Here is an 18,608-nt window from a genome sequence, read left to right as displayed (position 1 = left end):
CAATTTAGCGGGCGGCGGAAATCAGGGCGTCGACCAGTCCCGACAGGGTCTGCTCCTTCGCCTCGATATCGACGGTGTAGCCGAGGCGGCGGAGCGCCTCGCTGGTGACGGGACCGATGCTGGCGATCCGGGGGCCGGGAGTGGAAGGATGGGCGAGGCCGAGCCGGTGCCAGCTCTCCGCCGCGCTCGCGCTCGCGAAGGTGATCCACGACGCCCCTTCCTCGGCGAAACGCTTCCGCGTCCCCTTCCGGTCCCGGTCCCCGGTCTCGGGAACGGTGCGGTAGAGCGTCCACTCGGACACCTCGCCGCCCCGGGCGCGGAGGGAATCGGGAAGGACCTCGCCCGCGAGGTCGGCGCGGGCGAAGCAGAACCGCTTCCCCTTCACCTCGCCGTCGGCGAAGGCCGCGGCCAGCCCCTCGGCGGTGAAGACCTTCGGCTGGAGGGCGATGCCGAGCGCCCGAGCGCCGACCTTCGCCGCCGTGCCGGGGCCGACGACGGCGATCTTCACCGCGCCGAGGGCGCGGATGTCCCCGTGCCGCTCGAGGAAGCGGTCGAAGAAGAGGTCGGCGGCGTTCGGGCTGGTGAGGAGGAGCCAGTCGAAGCGGTTGGCGAAGTCGCTCCACGCCGCCTCGTCCTCGGCGGGGACGGGAAGGGGCTCCAGCCGGATCGTCGGGATCTCGAGGACGTCGGCCCCCAGCTCGCGGAGCCGCGCGGAGAGCGCCCCGGCCTGGGTCCGCGTCCGGGTGACGACGATCCGTTGCCCGAAGAGGGGCCGCGCGCCGACCCAGTCGAGCTCGGCCCGGAGCGAGACGACGCCGCCGATGAGGGTGACGGCAGGGGCCTTGAAGCCCCGCGCCTCGGCCTCGTCGGCGAGGGTGGCGAGGGTCGCCGTCAGGGTCTCCTGCTTCGCCCACGTCCCCCAGCGGACGAGGGCGGCGGGCGTGGCGGGATCGGCCCCGTGGGCGAGGAGCGATCCGGTCACGGCGCGGAGCCGCTCGACCCCCATGAGGACGACCTTCGTCCCCTGGAAGCGGGCGAGGGCCGCCCAATCGATCGCCGAATTTTCCTTCGTCGGATCCTCATGCCCGGTGAGGACGGTGAAGCCGGAGGCGAAATCGCGATGGGTGATCGGGATCCCCGCGTAGGCCGGGGCGGCGATGGCCGAGGTGATGCCGGGGACGACCTCGAAGGCGAGGCCGGCGGCGACGAGTTCCTGCGCCTCCTCCCCGCCCCGGCCGAAGACGAACGGATCGCCCCCCTTCAGCCGGACGACAGTGAGGCCCGCCCGGGTCTTCTCGACGATCAGGGCGTTGATCTGGTCCTGGGTGAGGGTGTGGTTCCCGCCGCTTTTTCCGGCATAGAGGATCTCCGCGTCGGGGCGGGCGTGGTCGAGGTGCTCCGGGTTGCAGAGGTAATCGTAGATGACGACGTCGGCGCGGGCGATGAGGTCGCGGCCCCGGAGGGTGAGGAGCCCGGGATCGCCCGGACCGGCCCCGACGAGGTAGGCGATGCCCTTGGAGTTGGCAGAACGGCTCTGGCTCATTCGACCGCCTCCAGGAGTTCGCGGCCCAGCGCGCGGCCCAGCGCCTCGGCTTCGTCCGCCGCCCCTTCGACGAAACCGCTGAAGGCGGGGCGATCCTCTTTTTTCCAGACGATGCCGTCGAGGCGGAAGCGTCCGGCCTCGATCCGCGCGTAGGCCCCGAGGGGGGCGCGGCAGCCGCCGCCGAGGGCGGAGAGGAAGGCCCGCTCGGCAGTGACGGCGGCCCGGGTCGGCGCGTCGTCGAGGGCGGCGGCGATGGCCGCGGCCCCGGCGTCCCCGGCGCGGATCTGGAACGCGAGGGCGCCCTGCCCCGGCGCGGGGAGGAAGAGATCGGGCGGGAGCGTCACGCGATGGAGTGCCATCCCGGCGAGGTCGGGGGCGAGGCGGTCGAGTCCGGCGGCGGCGAGGACGATGGCCGACCAGCCGTCGTTTTCCCGGAGCCTGCGGAGCCGGGTATCGATGTTACCCCGCAGCGGGACGACGCGGAGATCGGGGCGGAGGTGGAGGAGGAGGGCCGTCCGCCGGGGGCTGCCCGTGGCGACGGTCGCGCCGTGCGGCAGGGTGTCGAACCCCCCGGAGCCGGTCCCCTTCAGGACGAGGACGTCGGCCCCGTCGCCCCTCGCCGGGATCGCGCCGAGGACGAGCCCCTGGGGCCCCTCGACCGGCATGTCCTTGAGGCTGTGGACGGCGGCGTCGATGGTCCCGGCGAGGAGAGCCTCCTCGATTTCCTTCGTGAAAAGGCCCTTCTCCAAAGGGAGAGGCGAGGAAGCCCCCGCGTCGCGCGCGGCGGAGAGGTCGTCCCCCCGCGTGCGGAGGATCGAGAGCTCGAAGACGCGCTCCGGGAACAGCGCGGCGAGGCGGGCGCGCAACTGGCCGCACTGGGCGAGGGCGAGGGCGCTACCCCGGGTGCCGATGAGGAAAGGTTTCATGAGCGGAAGAAAGAAAGGCTAGGCGGCGCTGTAGTTTCCGCTCCCGGCATCGGGGAGATCGGAGGAGGACGGCTTGATCTTGTCTTTGGCCTGGGCCTGGGCGTCGGCCAGGGAAGAGGCCAGGGAGGCCTCCCAGGCGAGGAGCTTCTCCACGTGGGGGGCGAGGATCCCCTCGCAGCGGACGATCTCGGCGCTCCGCTCCCGCTGGTTCGTCCGGGCGATCGCCTCGAGGTCGTCGATGTCGTAGAGGTAGACGTCGGGGAGGTGGGTGACGGAGGGCTCGATGTCGCGCGGCACGGCGAGGTCGATGAGGAAGAGGGGCCGCCCGCCCCGGCGGCGGCGGACCTGGTCGATCCGCTCCCGCGTCAGGACGTAGTGGGGGGCCGAGGTCGAGCTGACGACGATGTCGGCCTGCTCGACCCGCGCCTCGAAGGCGTCCCAATGGATCGCCTCGCCGCCCAGCTCGGCGGCCAGCGCCTCGGCCTTCTCGTAGGTCCGGTTCGCGACGAGGAGGAAGCCCGCGCCCCGGCCCTGGAGGGAGCGGGCGGTCCGCTCGCTCGTCGCTCCCGCGCCGAGGACCATCACCGTCTTCCCCGCGAGGCTGCCGAAGAGCCGCTCCGCCAGCTCGACGGCGACGGAGCCCACCGAAACGCTGCCGCGGGTGATCTGGGTCTTCGAGCGGACTTCCTTCGCCGCCGAGAACGAGGCCTGGAAGAGGCGGTGGAGGCGCTTCCCCGTCGCGCCCGATCCGGCGGCGACGCGGTAGGCCTCCTTCACCTGGCCGAAGATCTCGGTCTCGCCGACGACCATCGATTCGAGGCCCGAGGCGAGACGGAAGAGCCGCTCGATCGAGGCCCGCCCCGAGAGCCGGAAGGAATGGGCGGCGAAATCGCCCGCGAGGGCCGCCCGCACCGGCTCCTCCAGCTCCGCATGGAACGAGGCGAGGAACGAGGCCCACGCATCGCCGACGCCCCCGGCGGCGGCCTCCTCCGCTGGATGGCCGACGCCGAAGAACTCGACCCGGTTGCAGGTCGAGAGGAGGACGGCCTCCTCCAGGCCGAGGTTCTCCCGCAGGCGGACGAGGGCCTGGGGCAGCGCCTCGTCCCGGAACGCGGCCCGTTCCCGGACGGCGACGGGGGCCTCCTTGAAGGAGAGGCCGCCGCAGACGAAGGTCGGGGGGCGGGAGGGATCGGGGCGGGGCTCCGGTGCCGGGGTCATGAGGAAAACCGGTGGGCGTGGCTCAGGGAGTTGATCCCCCAGAACGTGAGCAGGATGAAGACGTAGCTCCCGACGGAGCACCACGCGACGCGGCGCGCGCCGAAGCCGAAGAGGCGGGGGGAGAGGACGAGGTGGAGGTAGAGGACCCAGACGCCCGCCGACCAGACGATCTTCACCCAGTCGATCCCCCCGGCGCGGGTCACCGCGATCCCGGCGACGAGGCCGAGGGTGAGGAGCGCGAAGCCCCAGACGAGGACCCGCCGCTGGATCCGGGCGAGGTCGCCCATCGCGGGGAGGCGGTAGAACCATTGCCGCAGCTGGTGGTCCTTCAGCTGCCGTTCCTGGACGAGGTAGAGGGCCGAGGCGACGGCCCCGATGCCGAGGGCTCCGTAGGCGAGGAGGCTGAACGAGGCGTGGAGCTCCAGCGGCCAGCCGAGGTCGGGCAGCTCCCGGGGGACGTCGCTCGGGACGGCGACGATGAAGGCGAAGACCCCCGTGGCGGCGGCGACGGGGGCGGTGAAGGCCCCGAGGACCGAGACGCGGTAGGCGGTCCCGATGACGAGGTAGGTGAGGAGGAGCGACCAGTCGAGAAAGGCGAGGGTCTCGAAGAGGTTCGTGAGCGGGCAGTGGCCGATCCGCTTCCCCCGCTCCGAGAGGAAGACCGACATCGCCAGCCAGGCGAGGAGGAGGAGGGCGTTGTTCCAGCGCGTGTGCTGGGAGCGCCCCGCGCCGAAGGCATAGGCCGACCAGCCCGCGCTGACCAGGGCCAGCACGGTGCCGAGAGCGAACCAGAGCCGGTCTTCCATGGGGAGGGTACGCTGGGGGATTAGGGAAGGAGTTTCTGGACGAGCTGGCTCAGCGTCTTCCCGTCGACCCGGCCCGCCGCCTTCGCCTGCGCCGCCTTGATCACCTGGCCCATCTGGGCCTTGCCCGTCGCGCCGACCTCGGCGATCGAGGCCTTCACGATCTCCTCCAGCTCGGCGGGGGAGAGGGGGGTGGGGAGGTATTCGTCGAGGATCGCGATCTCGGCCTGCTCCTTCGCGGCGAGTTCCGGGCGGCCGCCGCTCTCGAACCCGGCGACGGCGTCCTGCCGCTTCTTGACCTCCTTGCGGAGGACCGTCGTCACGTCGGCATCAGTCGGGACGGCCGAGGCCGAGGCCCCGGCGTTCTCGATGGCGGCGTATTTGATCGCCGATTTCAGCATGCGGAGGACGGAGAGGCGCTCCGCGGCACGGGCGAGCATCGCCTTCTTCAAATCGTCGTCGATCCGGGCCATCAAAGAGGGGGAACTCATAGGGAGGAACAGGATAGGCCCAATCGCCGCTTCAGGCAAGGCCCACCCTAAGGCGTTCCGGAGGGGCAATTCCTCCTTGCCCGGGGCCCTCCTCCCTGCTCGATTGGAGCGCCCCGGATAAGCCCCATCCCCAGACTATGACCCCCCCCTCCCCCCTCCGCGACGCCGCGCGGAAACTGGCCAACCCCGACCTCCTGATCTGGCTCCTCCTCGCCGTCGGGATCGTCCTCCGCGTGAAGGAATACGCCTGCGGCCGTTCCCTCTGGCTCGACGAGGCGATGCTGGCGAACAACATCGCCGACCGCTCCTTCCTCGGCCTCTTCCATCCCCTCGACAACGACCAGGTCGCCCCCATCGGACTCCTCCTCACCTTCAAGGCGGCCTTCCTCCTCTTCGGGCAGACCGACTACGCCCTCCGCACCGTCCCCCTCCTTTCGGGCATCGCCGTCCTCTTCCTCGGCCGGGCGGCCCTCCGGCTGCTCTGCCCCTCCCCTTCGTGGCCCGCCGTCTTCGGCATGGCCCTCTTCGCCCTGAACCGGCAGCTCAACTTCTTCTCCGTCGAGTTCAAGCAGTACGAGACCGACGCCGTCGCCTCCCTCCTCCTCTTCCTCCTCCTCGCGCTCCACGGCGAGGGGCGGCTCCGCTTCCGTTGGCTCGTCCTCGCCGGAGCCCTCGCGCTCCTCTTCTCCCATCCCGCCCTTTTCTCCCTCGCGGCGATCGGCGGCACCCTCCTCCTCGCGGCGTGGCGGGAGAAATCGGTGCCGCTCTTCCGGCGGGCCCTCGCCGCCGGGGCCGTCTGGATCGCCGTCGAGGGGCTGAACTATTTCTTCCTCCTCCGGAACGCGAAGAAGAACGACTTCCTCCAGAATTTCTGGGCCTCCTCCTTCATGCCCGGCCTCGGCGCCGGGCTCTGGGCGAACCTCGCCTGGATCGGCCACACCGCCTGCCATCTCTTCGACTACACCTGGATCTGGCAGATCGGCATGCCCCATCCCGTCACCCTCGTCGGCCTCGTCCTGATCGGCCTCTTCATGCTCGCCGGATTCCCCGTCCTCTTCCGGCGGGACTGGCGGCTGGGAAGCTTCCTCGTCCTCCTGATCGTCGCCGCCCTCGCCGGGGCGGGGGCGCGGCTCTATCCGCTTTCCGTCCGGATGCTCCTCTTCCTGATCCCGTTCATGTGCCTCCTCCCGGCCCTCGGCCTGGCGCTGGCGATCCGCACCTTCGCCCTCCGCCCGGCCGTCGTCGCGATCCTGGTCGTCGTCCCGCTCATCGCGCCGACGACCCGCGCCGCGAAGCACTACACCCATCCGCGCCTCTTCCAGGAAGTGAAGGTGACCGAGCGGCTTCTCCAGTCCCGCTACCGACCCGGCGACCTCGTCCTCGTCGACCGAAGCGGCGAGCACGCCTACCGCTTCTACGCGCGGCAACTCGGCTTCCATCCCGTCCCTCCCGCCGTCTACACCGATTGGGACCCGGACCAGGTCTACCCCCCCATCGTCCCCTACCTCCGGGAACACCGCCCCGCGGGCCGGATCTGGCTCATCGCGGGCGTCATCTGCGGCCTCGGCGGCCCGGGCGAGGCGGCGACCCTCGACGTCAACCCGGCAAAGCTCTTCCCGAAAAAAGCGGCCGACCTGATCGAGATCGACAGCCACGACGAGGCCGATGAGACCGATCTGTATCTCTTCCACATGAAGAATCCGGACGGCCGTTAGAGCCTTTCTTTCGGACATCCCCAGTGATCCCGAAGGGATCAAAGAAGGTAGCCGGGGGTTGAGGGCAAAGCCCGACACCCCTGGAATAACCGACGAGAGGGATTCGACCCCGCAGGGGTCGCAGGAAGCCGCCGAGGCGCGCCCCGCCTCCCTCAAAGGAACGGGCCAGCCCGATGACGGGGCGGCTCCTTTCCGCTCTTGAATCCGGGGGTGTCGCGTCGCTCAACCCCCGGCTAATTTCTTCGACCCTTTCAGGGTCGAAGAGACGGCCGCCGCCCCTCAAGACGACGCGCTCGTATATCGCCGCAACCCGAAGTGGAAAAACCACGAGGCCGCCAGACAGAGTACCCCCGTCCCCGCCACCAGCCACGCCGTCGCGCCGAGGGGAATCCCCTTTCCCGCCAGCATCCGCACGGGAAGATTCGCCACCAGCAGGACCGGGATCGCCCAGGTGAAGAGCCGGAGGAAGACCCCTTTGAAGGCCTCGCGCGGCTGCCGAGCGATGTTGAAGAGTTGGTAATAGACCCCGATGAAGCCCCGCGCGTTCGTCACCCAAAACGCGGGCGTCACGAGGAGGAGCATGATCGCCCAATGGAACGCGACGCCAAGGACGACGAAGCCCGCCGCGGCGGCGAGGCCCCCGGCGGTGATCCCGACCCCGAGGTGGCCCAGCGCCCAGACCGAGACCGCCGCGCCGAGGAGCGAGTTGAGGATCGAGCCGACGTCCCACTGCCGGATCGAGACGAGGAAGAGAATCGGCGCGGGCCGCAGCAGGAGGAAGTCGAGCTTCCCCTCCCGGATCAGGTCGGGGAACTGGAGGAAGTTGACCATGAAGAAGGTCTGGAAGAGCTGCTGCACCAGCTGGCTCAGGCCGACGAGGAGGACCATCTCCCACTGCGTCCATCCGGCGATCGCGTCGACGTGGAGGTAGAGGACCCGGATGAAGACGAGCTGGAGGACGAACCAGCAGACCTCGACGGCGATCCAGATGATGAAGTTCCCCCGGAACATCATCTCCCGCGCGAGGGAATACTTCCCCTGCGCGAGCCAGATGGCGAGGAGGTGCCGGAGTTTGGAGAGCAGGGCGAGCATAAGCTTGGGTTTCCTTAGCCGCCCACCGCCGTATACCGCTTCAGCCCGCGCTTCCAGATGAAGGCGGCGAGCGTCAGCGCCGCGCCGATCCAGAAGGCCTGGAGCGCGAAGCCCTTCCAGAGCGCCGCCCCCTCGACGTGGCCGAGGAGGACCGAGACGGGGAACCAATATTGGCTGGCGAAGGGGGAGCAGATGGCGAGGGTCCGCCACGGCTCGGGGAGGAGGTCGATGGGGAAGATGTGGCCGCCGACGAGGAACTCGAGCGAGAAGAGGATGAAGACGATCCCGCCGACCTCCAGCAGCCAGAAGGCGAGGAGCCCGGTCATGAACGAGACCGCGAACTGGAGGACCGCCGAGCCGCAGAAGGCGACGAGGGCGGGCAGGAGGGTCCGGTGGAGCGGCACGTCGACGAAGACCTCGCGGAAGTACCAGAGGATCGCCGCCAGCGGCAGGGCGGCGAAGAGGAGATGGGCCGCCCGCGAGGAGACGAAGAGGAGGAAGCGGTAGGCCCCGTAGTTGAGCGGGCGGAGGAGGATCTGGCTGATCTTCCCGTCGCGGATGTCGGCGGCGATCTGGAAGTCGTCCTCGGTCGGCGCGAAGCCGTTGTCGAGGATCAGGAGGGCGAAGTAATAGGCCATCATCGAGGCCCACGAATAGCCGCCGAGGGTCCCCTTCCCCTGGTAGACCGCCCCCCAGACGAACCAGGTGACGATGAGCGGCAGGAGGCTGGAGAAGACGCGGAGGAAGAAGCCCCAGCGGTAGATCAGCGCGCTCTGGAAGCCGAGCGCGAAGATCCCGCGCCACCCCCGGAGGAGGCCGCGCAGGGGCGGGACGGCAAGGGAGGGAGCCAGCGTTTCGGGCATGGTCATTCCTTCCGCCGCACGATGCGGACGCTGGTCGAGTCGGCCCCGGGGAGGACGAACTTGTCGATCTGGAGCGTCAGGCCGACGATCCCGGGGAGGGCGAAGAGGGCCGTCGCCGTCTCCTCGGCCAATGTCTCCAGCAGGCGGCGGGGACGCGACGCGGCGACGGCGCGGATCATCTGGGCCGCGCCGCTGTAGTCGACGGTGTTCTCGATGTCGTCGCCCGCCGCGGCGGCGGCGATGGCGCCGGGCGCGGGCTCGATCTCGACGGAGAAGACGACCTCCTGCTCCCGCGCCCGCTCCTCGTCGTAGAGGCCGATGAAGGTGCTAACGCGCAAACGCGAGATCAGGATGCGATCGGACATGGTTCAATAAGGCCCGGCTGGGGCCGTTCAGGTTGAGGGAGAGGGCCTCCCCGGGCTTCACCCAGCGGAAGCGGTCGGCCTCCTCGTTGAGCGTCACCGCGTCGGAGGCCCCGGGAGGGAGCGCCGCCGTGTAGGTGAGGAGGAGGAAATGGGCCTTCCTGAAGAACTCGGGCGGGTAGAGGCAGTCCTGGACCCCGGCGAAGCGGATCTCGGCGAGGTCGAGCCCCGTCTCCTCGCGGACCTCGCGGCGGACGGCGTCGAGGGCGGTCTCGCCCCCCTTGATCTTGCCGCCGGGGATGCCCCAGCAGTGGCTCCACTTGTAGGTCTCGATCATCAGCACCTCGCCCCGCGCGTTGTAGATCAGCGCGCCGACGGTCGGGACGGGCGGGGCCGCATGGGCGTCGGTCCGGTTCTGCTCGAGCCACTGGCGGACTTGGTGGAGGTTCTGGAAGAGGAGGTCGGGATTGCTCGCCTTGAGCTTCGCGAGGGAGTCGTAGCCGGTCAGCACGGCGCAGCTCGTCACGCCGCCGTGGCGGGCGGTCTCGATGTCGTGCTGCATGTCGCCGACGAAGAGGGTCTCCGCCGGATCGAGGCCGTGCTCGGCGAGGAGGACGGTGATCGTCTTCCGCTTGTCGAGGGCGCGGGTGTAGGCCTGCGTGAAGCAGTCGGCGATGCCGAGGCGGGCGCTCTGGACGGCGAAGTGGTCCGCATGGATCGTGCTGAGAAGGAAGACGGGCATCTTCCGGCCGTGCGCGTAGTCGAGGAAATCGCGGGCGAAGGGGAGGAGCGGGATCTCCTCCTGGATGTGGCGGAAGGCCTCGTGATAGTCGAGTTCCAGCTCCTCCATCGTCGCGTCCGGGAGGTGATCCTTGTAAAACTCGGCGTAGGGAAGGCGGAATTTCTCCCGGAACTCGTCCCGGCTGAAGGCGGGCTTCCCCCGCTTCTCGAAGAGGGCATTGGTCGCCGTCAGCACCGGCGGGAAGTCGTCGACCAGGGTGCCCGACCAGTCGAGGATGAGGTTCTTGATGACGGCCATGAGGGGAAGGAGAAGCTACCTCCCCTACCCGACAATATCAACCTCGGTTCCGACCGCGACGCGGTCGAACAACGCGATCATCTCGGCGTTGCACAGCCGGATGCAGCCGTGGGAGGCGGGGGTGCCGATCCGGTCTTCCCGGTTCGTCCCGTGGAAATAGACGTAGCGGCCCTTCGTGTTCGCGTTCGCCGGATCGAGGCCCTCGAGCCAGAGGATGCGGGTGAGGACCCAATCGACTTCCTGGAGCGGGGCCTCGGGCGTCCAGACCTCGCCGGTCGGCTTCCGCCCGACGAAGCGGGTGCCGAGGGGCTCCCCGTCGCCGATCTTCTCGGCGACGCGGAAGCGGCCCCGGGGGGTCTTGTTGCTCCCCTCCTCTTCCCCGAGCCCGAAGAGCGAGGTGCTGACGGGGGCCGACCAGAGGACCGTCGCCCCCTTCAGCAGGTCGACGCGCTGCGCGGCGACGTCGACGCGGAGCCTGCGGGGGGTGTTCATCGGAGGGAGCGGTTAGAACTCGTTCAGCCGGTCGATCAACTGGCGGAAACGGCCCCAGGCCTTGCGGTCGAAGGTAAGGCAGAGGCGGGGCAGGTCGGCGATCGCCTTGTCGTGGGCCTCCTCAGGGAAGACGGCGCAGGCGCGAAGATCGTCGTCGGTATGGAGGATGTCGGCGAAGTCGTCGCGGAGCCGCTTCAGCGCCCCCTCCGGGACCTCGCGGCGGAGGCGGATCACCGTCTGCGTCCCGATGCCCCGGTAGGAATGGAAGTTGTAATAGAACGCCTCAATCTCCTTGCGGGCGACGTTGAGGTCGTCGGTGAACTTGAAGAGGTGGAAATCGGACTCGGAGATGAGACCGTCGCGGAGGAGGTGCTCCCGGAGGTATTTCTCGAAGGTCCGCCAGAAGTTGCCGCCCGGCGCGTCGACGAAGACGACGGGGCGGATCACCGCCTTGCCGGTCTGCATGAGGGTGATCGCCTCGAAGCCCTCGTCCATCGTCCCGAAGCCGCCCGGGAAGAGGACGATGGCGTGGGCCTCCTTCACGAAGTTCAGCTTCCGCGTGAAGAAGTAGTGGAAGTTGATCAGCTTCGAGTCGCCGTAGATCGTCGCGTTCGCCTTCTGCTCGAACGGCAGGGCGATGTTCAGCCCGAAGCTGTTCTCGCGCCCCGCCCCCTCATGGGCCGCGCCCATGATGCCGTCGCCGCCGCCGGTGATCGTCATGTAGCCGTGCTTCGTCATCATCTCGCCGAAGTCGCGGGCCGCCCGGTATTCCCGCGCCCGCGTCGGCGTCCGGGCCGAGCCGAAGACGACGACCTTTTTCCGGTCCCTGTATTGGGAGAAAATCTTGCTCGCGTAGCGGAGCTCCTTCAGCGACTGGTTGAAGAGGTAGCGGTCGGCCGGCGTCGTCTCCTGCTGCGCGATCCGATAGACCGAGACAACCATCTCGAAGTATTCCTTGCAGGCCGGATCGAGGCCCGTCTCGGCCAGGAAGGCCTTGATCTTCGCATCGAGGCCCGCATCGCCGGTCCCGTAGGGAGCGCGGACCGAACCTTCATTCAACACATTCGTCACCAGATCGGCTTTACTCTCAATTCCGGCAGGCATGGGGAGACCCATCGTATCCGATCGGCCGGGATTTAGCAATTGGGTGTCATTACACAGATGACCCCAAAAATTCCCCTCCGCACCGCCTTGTCTATTCTCCCGGCAAACCCTTAACTCATCAGCAGATCTCCCCATGGCACACTCGAAAATGAACCTGTTGGACGAACTCGAAGAACGGATCCTCGTCGGCGACGGCGCGACCGGCAGCTACCTCCACGCCCTCGGCGTCCCCGCCGGGGCCTGCCTCGAGGAGGCGAACCTGAGCCAGCCCGACCTCGTCACGAAGGTCTACGACGATTACATCGCCGCCGGGGCCCGCGTCGTCGAGACGAACAGCTTCGGCGCGAACCGCCTCCGCCTCGCCCGCTACGGCCTCGACGGCAAGGTGAGCGAGATCAACTGGAAGGCCGCCCGCCTCCTCGCCGACGCGGCGAAGGGGAAGAACGTCTACGTCGGCGGCTCGGTCAGCCCGCTCCAGGTCCGCCCCACCGATCCCGTCCTCACCGACGACGACCGCCGCTCCCTCTACCGGGAGCAGATCGGCGCCCTCCTCGACGGCGGCTGCCATCTCCTCTTCCTCGAGACCTTCACCGAGCTTTCCGAGCTCCTCCTCGCCCTCGACGTCTTCCAGAACCTCTCCAACGTCCCCGTCGTCACCTCCCTCGGCATCTCCGAGGAGGGCCGCCTCGGCAGCGGCGAGGACTTCCAGACCGCCTTCCGCGCCCTCCGCAAGGCGGGGGCCGACATCGTCGGCGTCAACGGCACGTGCGGCGTCCAAGCCTCACTGAGCCTCTTCGACCGCCTCGAGCTCGGCATCGACGACGTCGCCGCCGCCTACCCGAACGCGGGGAAGCCCGAGTTCTACGAGGGCCGCTTCAACTACTCGGCGAGCCCGGAGTACTTCGCCGCCAACGCCCCCCTCTTCGTCGAGCGCGGCGTCCGCCTCCTCGGCGGCGACTACGGCACCAGCCCCGCCCACACCGCCGCCCTCGCCGCCGCCGTCGCCGACCTGAAGCCCCGGAAAGGCGGGAAGCCGGCCCGCCCCCTCCGCGTCTCGACCGTCGAGGCCAAGCCCCAGCCCCTCGCGCCGCAGGCCCCCGTCGAGGATTCCCTCCTCGAGCGGCTGAAGACGAAGCCGGTCACGATCGTCGAGCTCGATTCCCCCAAGACCCTCTCCATGGAGAAGTTCATGGAGGGAGCCCGCTCCCTCGATGCCGCCGGGGCCGACGCGATCACGCTGGCCGACAATTCCCTCGCCATCCTCCGCGTCAGCAACCTCGCCGCCGCCGTCCTGATCCGGCGGGAACTGAAGGCGATCCCCCTCCTCCACCTCGCCTGCCGGGACCGGAACCTCCTCGGCCTCCAGTCGGAGGTCATGGGCCTCGGCGCGCTCGGCTTCCGCCACCTCCTCGCCATCACGGGCGATCCGGCGAAGTTCGGCGACCATCCCGGCGCGACCTCGGTCTACGACCTCAACTCGATCGGCCTCCTGAAGCTCCTCGAAGGGATGAACCGGGGCGTCAACGCCGTCGGCAAGGACCTGAAGGGGAAGACCGACTTCGTCATCGGCTGCGCCTTCAACCCGAACGCGAAGAACTTCGACAGCCAGGTGAAGAAACTCGAGTCGAAGGTGAAGGCCGGGGCCCAATACGTGATGACCCAGCCGGTCTTCGACGCCGCGCTGGTGAAGAAGACCGTCGCCGCCGTCTCGGCGCTCGGCGTTCCCGTCTTCGTCGGCCTCATGCCGCTCCTCAACGCGCGGAACGCCGAGTTCCTCCACAACGAGGTTCCCGGCATCGTGATCCCCGACGCCGTCCGCGAGCAGTTCCGCCACGCGGCCGACGACAAGGCCGCCGCCGAGTGCGGCCACCGCTTCGCCGCCGGGATTCGCGACGAGATCCGCGCCCACGCGAACGGGACCGCCGGCGGCCTCTACCTCATCACCCCGTTCCTCCGGTACGAGGCGAGCGTCCGGCTGATGCAGGGATAGATGGAAGTCCCACCATCATCGATCGAATCGATGATGGCTTAAAATTTATCGATTCGATCATTTCCGCCTGATCGAGTATTCCTCGGACATGGCAATCGACGATTCCCCTTCCGCGGGCAACCGCACCCCGGCCGCTTCGGCCACTTCAGCGACCTCGGGCCGCTTCCGCGCATGGCGGTCCGAGGGGATCGTCCTCGTCGACGACGCCGAGCTCACCGCCCTCGAAAAAGGCCTGGTCGAGGCCCTTCCGTGGGAGCGGTGGGCGACCCGCCTGCTCGCCGGGATCGCGACGCTCCTCCTCCTCTGCGGGATCGTCCTCTTCTTCGCCTACAATTGGCACGCCCTCCCCGCGCGGGAGAAGTTCCTCGTCATCGGCGCGGGGTGGGTCCTCTGCCTGACCGGCGCGGGCTGGCTCGACACGCGGACGTGGGCCGGGGAGCTCTCCCTCCTCGGCGCGGCGGTCCTCACCGGGGTCTTCCTCGCCGTCTTCGGCCAGGTCTACCAGACCGGGGCCGACAGCTATCAGCTCTTCCTCGGCTGGGCGGCCCTCCTTCTTCCCCTCGCCGCGTGGGGCCGGAGCGCCGCGTTGTGGCTCCTCTGGCTCGTCCTCCTCAACGTCACCCTGGTCGCCGGATGGAACCAGACCCTCTTCCCCTCGGCCTGGAACAGGGCCGACCACCTCCTGCTGTGGGACGTTGCGCTCAACGGCACGGCGCTCCTCCTCGTCGAGGCGGGCCGCTGCTTCGCCCTGCCGTGGCTTCGTCGGGAATGGTTCCGCCTCGCGATCGTCGCGGCGGTCACCTTTACCCTCACGGCGGCGATGTCGTCCTTCATCCTCGAGGAGTGGGTGAGCGACCTTTACGGCACGCGATGGACGCCCTGGCTCTGGCTCGCCTTCGTCGCAGCCGGCTTTCCCTATTACCGCCTCGTCGCGGGAAGCCTCCCCGCCCTCGCGCTCCTGACGCTGGGCTTCTGCTCGGTGGTCCTCGTCGGGTTCGCCCACCTCCTGCTCCGGGGCAGCGGCGACCACACCGGAGCCTTCCTCGTCCTCGGCATCGCGACGCTCGGCCTCTTCGGGGCCGCCGTCTGGGGGTTGAGGGTCGTGGCCCGCCGGATGCGCGCGGAGGCACTTTCATGAAGACCGATACATTGACGCAAACGCTGGTCGCGACGGGACAACTCGGAACGGAGACGGCGGAACGGATCACCCTCGCCGCCGTCCGGGAGACAGCGCAGGAACCTTCGCCGTGGTACTTCCAGGCGTTGACCGCCGGGGGGGCGTGGGTCGCCTCGCTCTTCTTCCTCGGTTTTCTCGTCGGCCTCTTCGCCTCGTCGTGGGAACAGAACATCGGCCCTCTCACCGTCATCGGCCTCGTCCTCATCGGGACGGCGACCTTCGCGCGGGGACGGATCGCCGGGTTCTTCCTCGAACAGGTCTGCCTCGCCGTCAGCATGACGGGCCACCTCCTCGTCCTCATCAGCCTTGGGATGGAGTTCCAGCGCCAGCACCTCCCCCACGTGGCAACCCTGTTGGCCCTCGTCGCCGCCACGCTGGCCGCCGTCGACTACTTCCTCTACCGGGACGGATGCCACCGGTTCCTCTCCTCGCTCGTCGCCCTCCTCTTCGGCATCGCCGCGCTCTACGACCTGACCGGACGCCACTGGCTCGACGCCGCGACGCGCAATCCCCCCTTCGACCGGGGCCTCGTCCTCTACATGGCGCTCCACCTCGCGCTCCTCGGGGCGATCTTCGTCCGGCGGACCGCGATCGCCTGGCGTCCCCTCGGCTACGCGGCGGCGCTCTCCCTGGTGGCGATGCCGTTCGCCTACAACCTGGCTCTCTTCGGCCCGACCCGCGCGAAGGAAGCCTCGATCCTCCCGGGCCTCCTCTTCCTCGCGGCGCTCCTCGCACTCGGCTGGACGCTGCTGGGGCGAAGGGCGGCGTGGCAGCGGGACCGCCGCACCGTGATCGTCGCCGGGCTCTTCACCGTCGCGCTCGGGGCGATCGCGCCGCCGCCCCTCCTCCTCGCCCTCGGCCTGATCGTGCTGGGCTACGCCCGCCAGGACCGCTTCTTCGAGTACGGCGGCCTCCTCTTCCTCGGCTACTCCCTCTTCGTCTATTACTACATGCTGACGGCGAGCCTCGCCTCGAAGTCGCTGATCCTCTGCGCCAGCGGGGCGGTCCTCTTCCTCGCCCTCGCCGTCCTCAAGAAAACGGTCTGGAACCGCCGCTGAAATGAAAAATCCCCCTCCCATGAGAAGCATCGTCCTCGTCCTGATCGCCCTGGCCATGGCCGCCACCGGCTTCGCCCTCGTCCGCCAAAAGGAGGCGCTGCTCGCCCGGGGAACCCCCGTCCTGCTCCGCCTCGCCCCCGTCGATCCCCGCTCCCTGATGCAGGGCGATTACATGGCCCTCAACTACGAGGCGAGCACGGCGGCGCTCGCTCAAAATCAAGGCGCCCTGGCCGAAAACGGCTTCCTCGTCCTGGCGCAGGCCGGGGACGGCACCGCCACCTTCGTCCGGGTCGACGACGGAACCCCCCTGGCCGAGGGCGAGATCCGGCTCCGGTACCGCGAGCGGGGATTTCGCGTCCGGCTCGGCGCCGAGTCGTTCTTCTTCCAGGAAGGAGAGGGCCAGCGTTATGCCGCCGCGCGCTACGGCGAGCTGCGGGTCGCCCCCTCGGGCGAAAGCGTCCTGGTCGGCCTCCGCGACGAGGCGCTGAAACCGCTCTAAGATCGAGCCTATTCGGTTTATTAGGCCTATCCGCCCTTGACCAAGGGCTTCAGCCGGGCGATCTCCGCCCGCAGCGCCTCGTTCTCCGCATAGAGCGGGGCGGCCAGGGTGCGGAGGCGGAGGTCGATCTCCTCGTGGGCCTGCTTCAGCCGCGCCTCGGCCTCCCGGCGCTCCCGCTCGATCCGGTCGAGCGTCGCCGCGTCCCTCCACGTCAGGAAGGCGAAGAGGGTCGAGAAAAGGATGATCAGGCAAGCCGCGCCGAACTCGGGCGAGAACCAGCCCCCCTTCGCCGCCCACAGCCGGAGCGCGCCGAGGAGGATCGGCAGGCCGACGGCGACGGGGAGGAGCCGCCGCGCGCTCGAACCCCCGGCGGTCGTCCCCGAGAGGAGCCGCACCATCCCGCCCTCGGCCTGGGCCAGCATCACCCCCAGCGCCAGCAGCGCGAAGCAGAGCGACGTGTGGAGGGCCATCGCGGAACGTCCGGCCAGGCGGTAGAGGGAATACTGCCCGTAGAGGTAGCCGATGAGGGAGATCGTCGCGATGCCGAGCAGGGCGAGGCTGAAGCCCTGCGCCCAGGCGGAGAACCGCCCGCCCCGGCGGGATTCGAGCAGGGCGAGGGCGAGGCCGCCCAGGAGGAAGGCGGCCGCCGTGTTGGGGGAGAGGTGGTTCCCGGCCTTCACGTTGTTCCCGAGCACCTGGGCACGGAACAGGATCTCGTCGATGTGGAACTCCCAGCCGAGGGCGTAATCGAGAAGCTTCACGACCCCGACAAGGAGGACGAAGCCCGCGAGGGCCCTCCCGAGGAGCGATCCCTTCCCCTCCTCGGAAAAGCGGCACAGGACGATCCCGGCGGCGACGAAGGCGAGGGCCGTCAGCGGATTCATCGCGCCGAACGACGGGCTGATCCGCTTCAGGAAATCGTCCTCGTAGATCCAGCCGATCAGGACGGCGATGGCCGAGACGACGATGAGGAGGCCGCAGACCCGCGCCGCCTCCTTCAGCCGGGAGAGGCGGCGGGAGGCGAGGACTTCGGCCTCGCTCGGGGTGGTGTACATGGATGGCGGTTAAAAAAGGGAGATCAGGAACGCTCGCGCTCGGCGTCGGCCTGGGACGGGGTCCGGGACTTGAGGCGGGCGACCTCCGCCTTCAGATCGTCGTTGACGGCGTAGAGCGGGGCGGCCATTTCGCGGAGGCGGAGGTCGATCTCCTCGTAGGCCTGCCTCAGCCGCCCCTCGGCTTCGCGCTTTTCCCGGTCCATCCGGTCGAGCAGCACCGCGTCCTTCCAGACCAGGAAGGCGAAGATGGCCGAGGAAACGACGATCAGGAGGGCGACGCCGAACTCGCCCGAGAACCAGCCCCGCGCCACCCCCCACAGGCGGAACGCGCCGAGGAGGACCGGCAGGCCGAAGGCGACGGGCATCCACCGGCGCGCGCTGGCGCTGCCGCTCGTCGGGCCGGTGAGGAGCCGCGCCAACCCCGCGTCGGCCTGGGCCAGCATCACCCCCAGCGAGATCAGGCAGAAGCCGAGCGCCGTGTGGAAGGCCATCGGGGTCCGGCCCGCGATGCGGTAGAGGGCGTGCTCCCCGTAGAGGTAGCCGATGAGGGAGACCGCCGAGATGCAGAAGAGGACGACGCAGAGGTTCTGCGTCGCGAGGGAGAACCGCGCCCGGGTCGCCTGGAGCCGCCACAGCGCGAGGCCGGCGAGGACGAAGTTGATCGCCGTGTTCGGCGCGATCTGGTTCCCCGTCGTCAGGCGGTCGTGCCGGAGCTGGTCGTGGAAGAGGACCTGGTCGAAATGGAAATCCCAGCCGAGGGCGTAATCGACGAGCTTCAACCCGCCGACGCCGACCAGGCAGAGCGCGAAGCCTCGTCCCCAGACCGGGGCCGCCTCCTCCTCCCGCAGGGTGCAGAGGATCAGGCCGGCGAGGACGAAGCAGAGCGCCGTCACCGGGTTCATCGTGACGAGGCCGGGGCTGAAACGCTTCAGCATGTCGTCCTCGTAGATCCAGCCGACGAGGACCGTCACCGCAAGGAGGATCAGGAAGAGGCCGCTCAGTTTCGAGGCTTCCCGCAGGCGGGCGAGAAGGCGGAGATCGAGGGGGACGGGAGTGGCGGAACGGTCGCGTTCGGTCGTTTGCATGGTCCTGTGGGAAAAGAGGTTGCTAAGGCTGCGAAGCCCCCCTGAAGGCCATCATGACACGAACGAGCCGGGACGTCCATTCCAACGGAATGGGCG

General features: G+C 69.1%; 18 protein-coding genes. 5 read left to right on the top strand and 13 right to left on the bottom strand.

Annotated features, from left to right (window positions below):
• Positions 1 to 4 precede the first annotated feature (4 nt).
• The 5 genes from cobA to BLU04_RS05455 are packed head-to-tail and all read right to left on the bottom strand — an operon-like array spanning position 5 to position 4,981.
• Positions 5 to 1,543 (bottom strand): uroporphyrinogen-III C-methyltransferase, encoded by a 1,539-nt coding sequence (gene cobA / locus BLU04_RS05475; protein WP_093283238.1) that lies wholly within the window; start codon positions 1,541 to 1,543, stop codon positions 5 to 7.
• Positions 1,540 to 2,469 carry a hydroxymethylbilane synthase gene (hemC, locus tag BLU04_RS05470; protein WP_093283235.1) on the bottom strand — a complete coding sequence of 310 codons (930 nt, stop codon included), beginning with the start codon at positions 2,467 to 2,469 and terminating at the stop codon, positions 1,540 to 1,542. Before hemC ends, cobA begins: the two co-directional genes overlap by 4 nt.
• A gap of 18 nt (positions 2,470 to 2,487) precedes the next feature.
• Complete coding sequence (gene hemA / locus BLU04_RS05465) at positions 2,488 to 3,687, bottom strand: glutamyl-tRNA reductase (RefSeq protein WP_093283233.1); 1,200 nt, start codon at positions 3,685 to 3,687, stop codon at positions 2,488 to 2,490.
• On the bottom strand, positions 3,684 to 4,493 hold the full coding sequence (ccsA, locus tag BLU04_RS05460) for a cytochrome c biogenesis protein CcsA (protein WP_093283230.1): 810 nt from the start codon (positions 4,491 to 4,493) through the stop codon (positions 3,684 to 3,686). Before ccsA ends, hemA begins: the two co-directional genes overlap by 4 nt.
• Positions 4,494 to 4,513: 20 nt before the next feature.
• The gene (locus BLU04_RS05455; RefSeq protein WP_093283227.1) at positions 4,514 to 4,981 is read right to left on the bottom strand and encodes a GatB/YqeY domain-containing protein; all 468 of its coding nucleotides are present in this window, start codon (positions 4,979 to 4,981) and stop codon (positions 4,514 to 4,516) included.
• A 137-nt stretch (positions 4,982 to 5,118) separates the two neighbouring features.
• On the opposite strand from BLU04_RS05455, the gene BLU04_RS05450 reads away from it, so the two are divergent.
• Positions 5,119 to 6,696: a hypothetical protein gene (locus tag BLU04_RS05450; RefSeq protein ID WP_093283225.1), complete on the top strand. Its 1,578-nt coding sequence runs from the start codon at positions 5,119 to 5,121 to the stop codon at positions 6,694 to 6,696.
• A gap of 279 nt (positions 6,697 to 6,975) precedes the next feature.
• Here the strand turns inward: BLU04_RS05450 and BLU04_RS05445 are convergent, their stop codons facing one another.
• The 6 genes from BLU04_RS05445 to BLU04_RS05420 are packed head-to-tail and all read right to left on the bottom strand — an operon-like array spanning position 6,976 to position 11,648.
• A complete protein-coding gene (locus tag BLU04_RS05445) occupies positions 6,976 to 7,788 on the bottom strand; it encodes an ABC-2 family transporter protein (RefSeq protein WP_093283222.1) in 813 nt (270 codons plus the stop codon).
• A 14-nt stretch (positions 7,789 to 7,802) separates the two neighbouring features.
• Positions 7,803 to 8,651: an ABC-2 family transporter protein gene (locus BLU04_RS05440; protein WP_157895143.1), complete on the bottom strand. Its 849-nt coding sequence runs from the start codon at positions 8,649 to 8,651 to the stop codon at positions 7,803 to 7,805.
• Between the two features lie 2 nt (positions 8,652 to 8,653).
• Entirely contained in the window at positions 8,654 to 9,016 is a 363-nt protein-coding gene (locus BLU04_RS05435; protein WP_093288472.1) for a dihydroneopterin aldolase, read from the bottom strand.
• Positions 8,979 to 10,052, bottom strand: coding sequence for an NUDIX domain-containing protein (locus BLU04_RS05430; RefSeq protein WP_093283216.1), 1,074 nt, complete (start codon positions 10,050 to 10,052; stop codon positions 8,979 to 8,981). Before BLU04_RS05430 ends, BLU04_RS05435 begins: the two co-directional genes overlap by 38 nt.
• Before the next feature lie 24 nt (positions 10,053 to 10,076).
• Positions 10,077 to 10,544: a L,D-transpeptidase gene (locus BLU04_RS05425; protein WP_093283214.1), complete on the bottom strand. Its 468-nt coding sequence runs from the start codon at positions 10,542 to 10,544 to the stop codon at positions 10,077 to 10,079.
• A 12-nt stretch (positions 10,545 to 10,556) separates the two neighbouring features.
• Complete coding sequence (locus BLU04_RS05420; protein WP_093283212.1) at positions 10,557 to 11,648, bottom strand: TIGR00730 family Rossman fold protein; 1,092 nt, start codon at positions 11,646 to 11,648, stop codon at positions 10,557 to 10,559.
• A gap of 133 nt (positions 11,649 to 11,781) precedes the next feature.
• Between BLU04_RS05420 and BLU04_RS05415 the strand changes: the two genes are divergently transcribed.
• The 4 genes from BLU04_RS05415 (at position 11,782) to BLU04_RS05400 (ending at position 16,372) form a co-directional block, all read left to right on the top strand.
• Positions 11,782 to 13,638: a bifunctional homocysteine S-methyltransferase/methylenetetrahydrofolate reductase gene (locus BLU04_RS05415; RefSeq protein WP_231964900.1), complete on the top strand. Its 1,857-nt coding sequence runs from the start codon at positions 11,782 to 11,784 to the stop codon at positions 13,636 to 13,638.
• A gap of 88 nt (positions 13,639 to 13,726) precedes the next feature.
• On the top strand, positions 13,727 to 14,776 hold the full coding sequence (locus BLU04_RS05410; RefSeq protein ID WP_093283209.1) for a DUF2157 domain-containing protein: 1,050 nt from the start codon (positions 13,727 to 13,729) through the stop codon (positions 14,774 to 14,776).
• Entirely contained in the window at positions 14,773 to 15,873 is a 1,101-nt protein-coding gene (locus BLU04_RS05405) for a DUF4401 domain-containing protein (protein WP_157895142.1), read from the top strand. Before BLU04_RS05410 ends, BLU04_RS05405 begins: the two co-directional genes overlap by 4 nt.
• 19 nt (positions 15,874 to 15,892) lie before the next feature.
• Positions 15,893 to 16,372: a GDYXXLXY domain-containing protein gene (locus tag BLU04_RS05400; RefSeq protein ID WP_093283207.1), complete on the top strand. Its 480-nt coding sequence runs from the start codon at positions 15,893 to 15,895 to the stop codon at positions 16,370 to 16,372.
• Positions 16,373 to 16,398: 26 nt separating this feature from the next.
• Here BLU04_RS05400 and BLU04_RS05395 read toward each other — a convergent pair whose 3' ends face one another.
• A complete protein-coding gene (locus BLU04_RS05395) occupies positions 16,399 to 17,427 on the bottom strand; it encodes a hypothetical protein (RefSeq protein WP_093283205.1) in 1,029 nt (342 codons plus the stop codon).
• A gap of 23 nt (positions 17,428 to 17,450) precedes the next feature.
• On the bottom strand, positions 17,451 to 18,512 hold the full coding sequence (locus BLU04_RS05390; protein WP_093283203.1) for a hypothetical protein: 1,062 nt from the start codon (positions 18,510 to 18,512) through the stop codon (positions 17,451 to 17,453).
• Positions 18,513 to 18,608: the final 96 nt, after the last annotated feature.

It is taken from the genome of Verrucomicrobium sp. GAS474, from assembly GCF_900105685.1.
GTDB lineage: Bacteria > Verrucomicrobiota > Verrucomicrobiia > Methylacidiphilales > GAS474 > GAS474.
The sequence above is the reverse complement of the archived record's forward strand: the minus strand, read 5'-3'. Positions and strand labels throughout refer to the sequence as shown.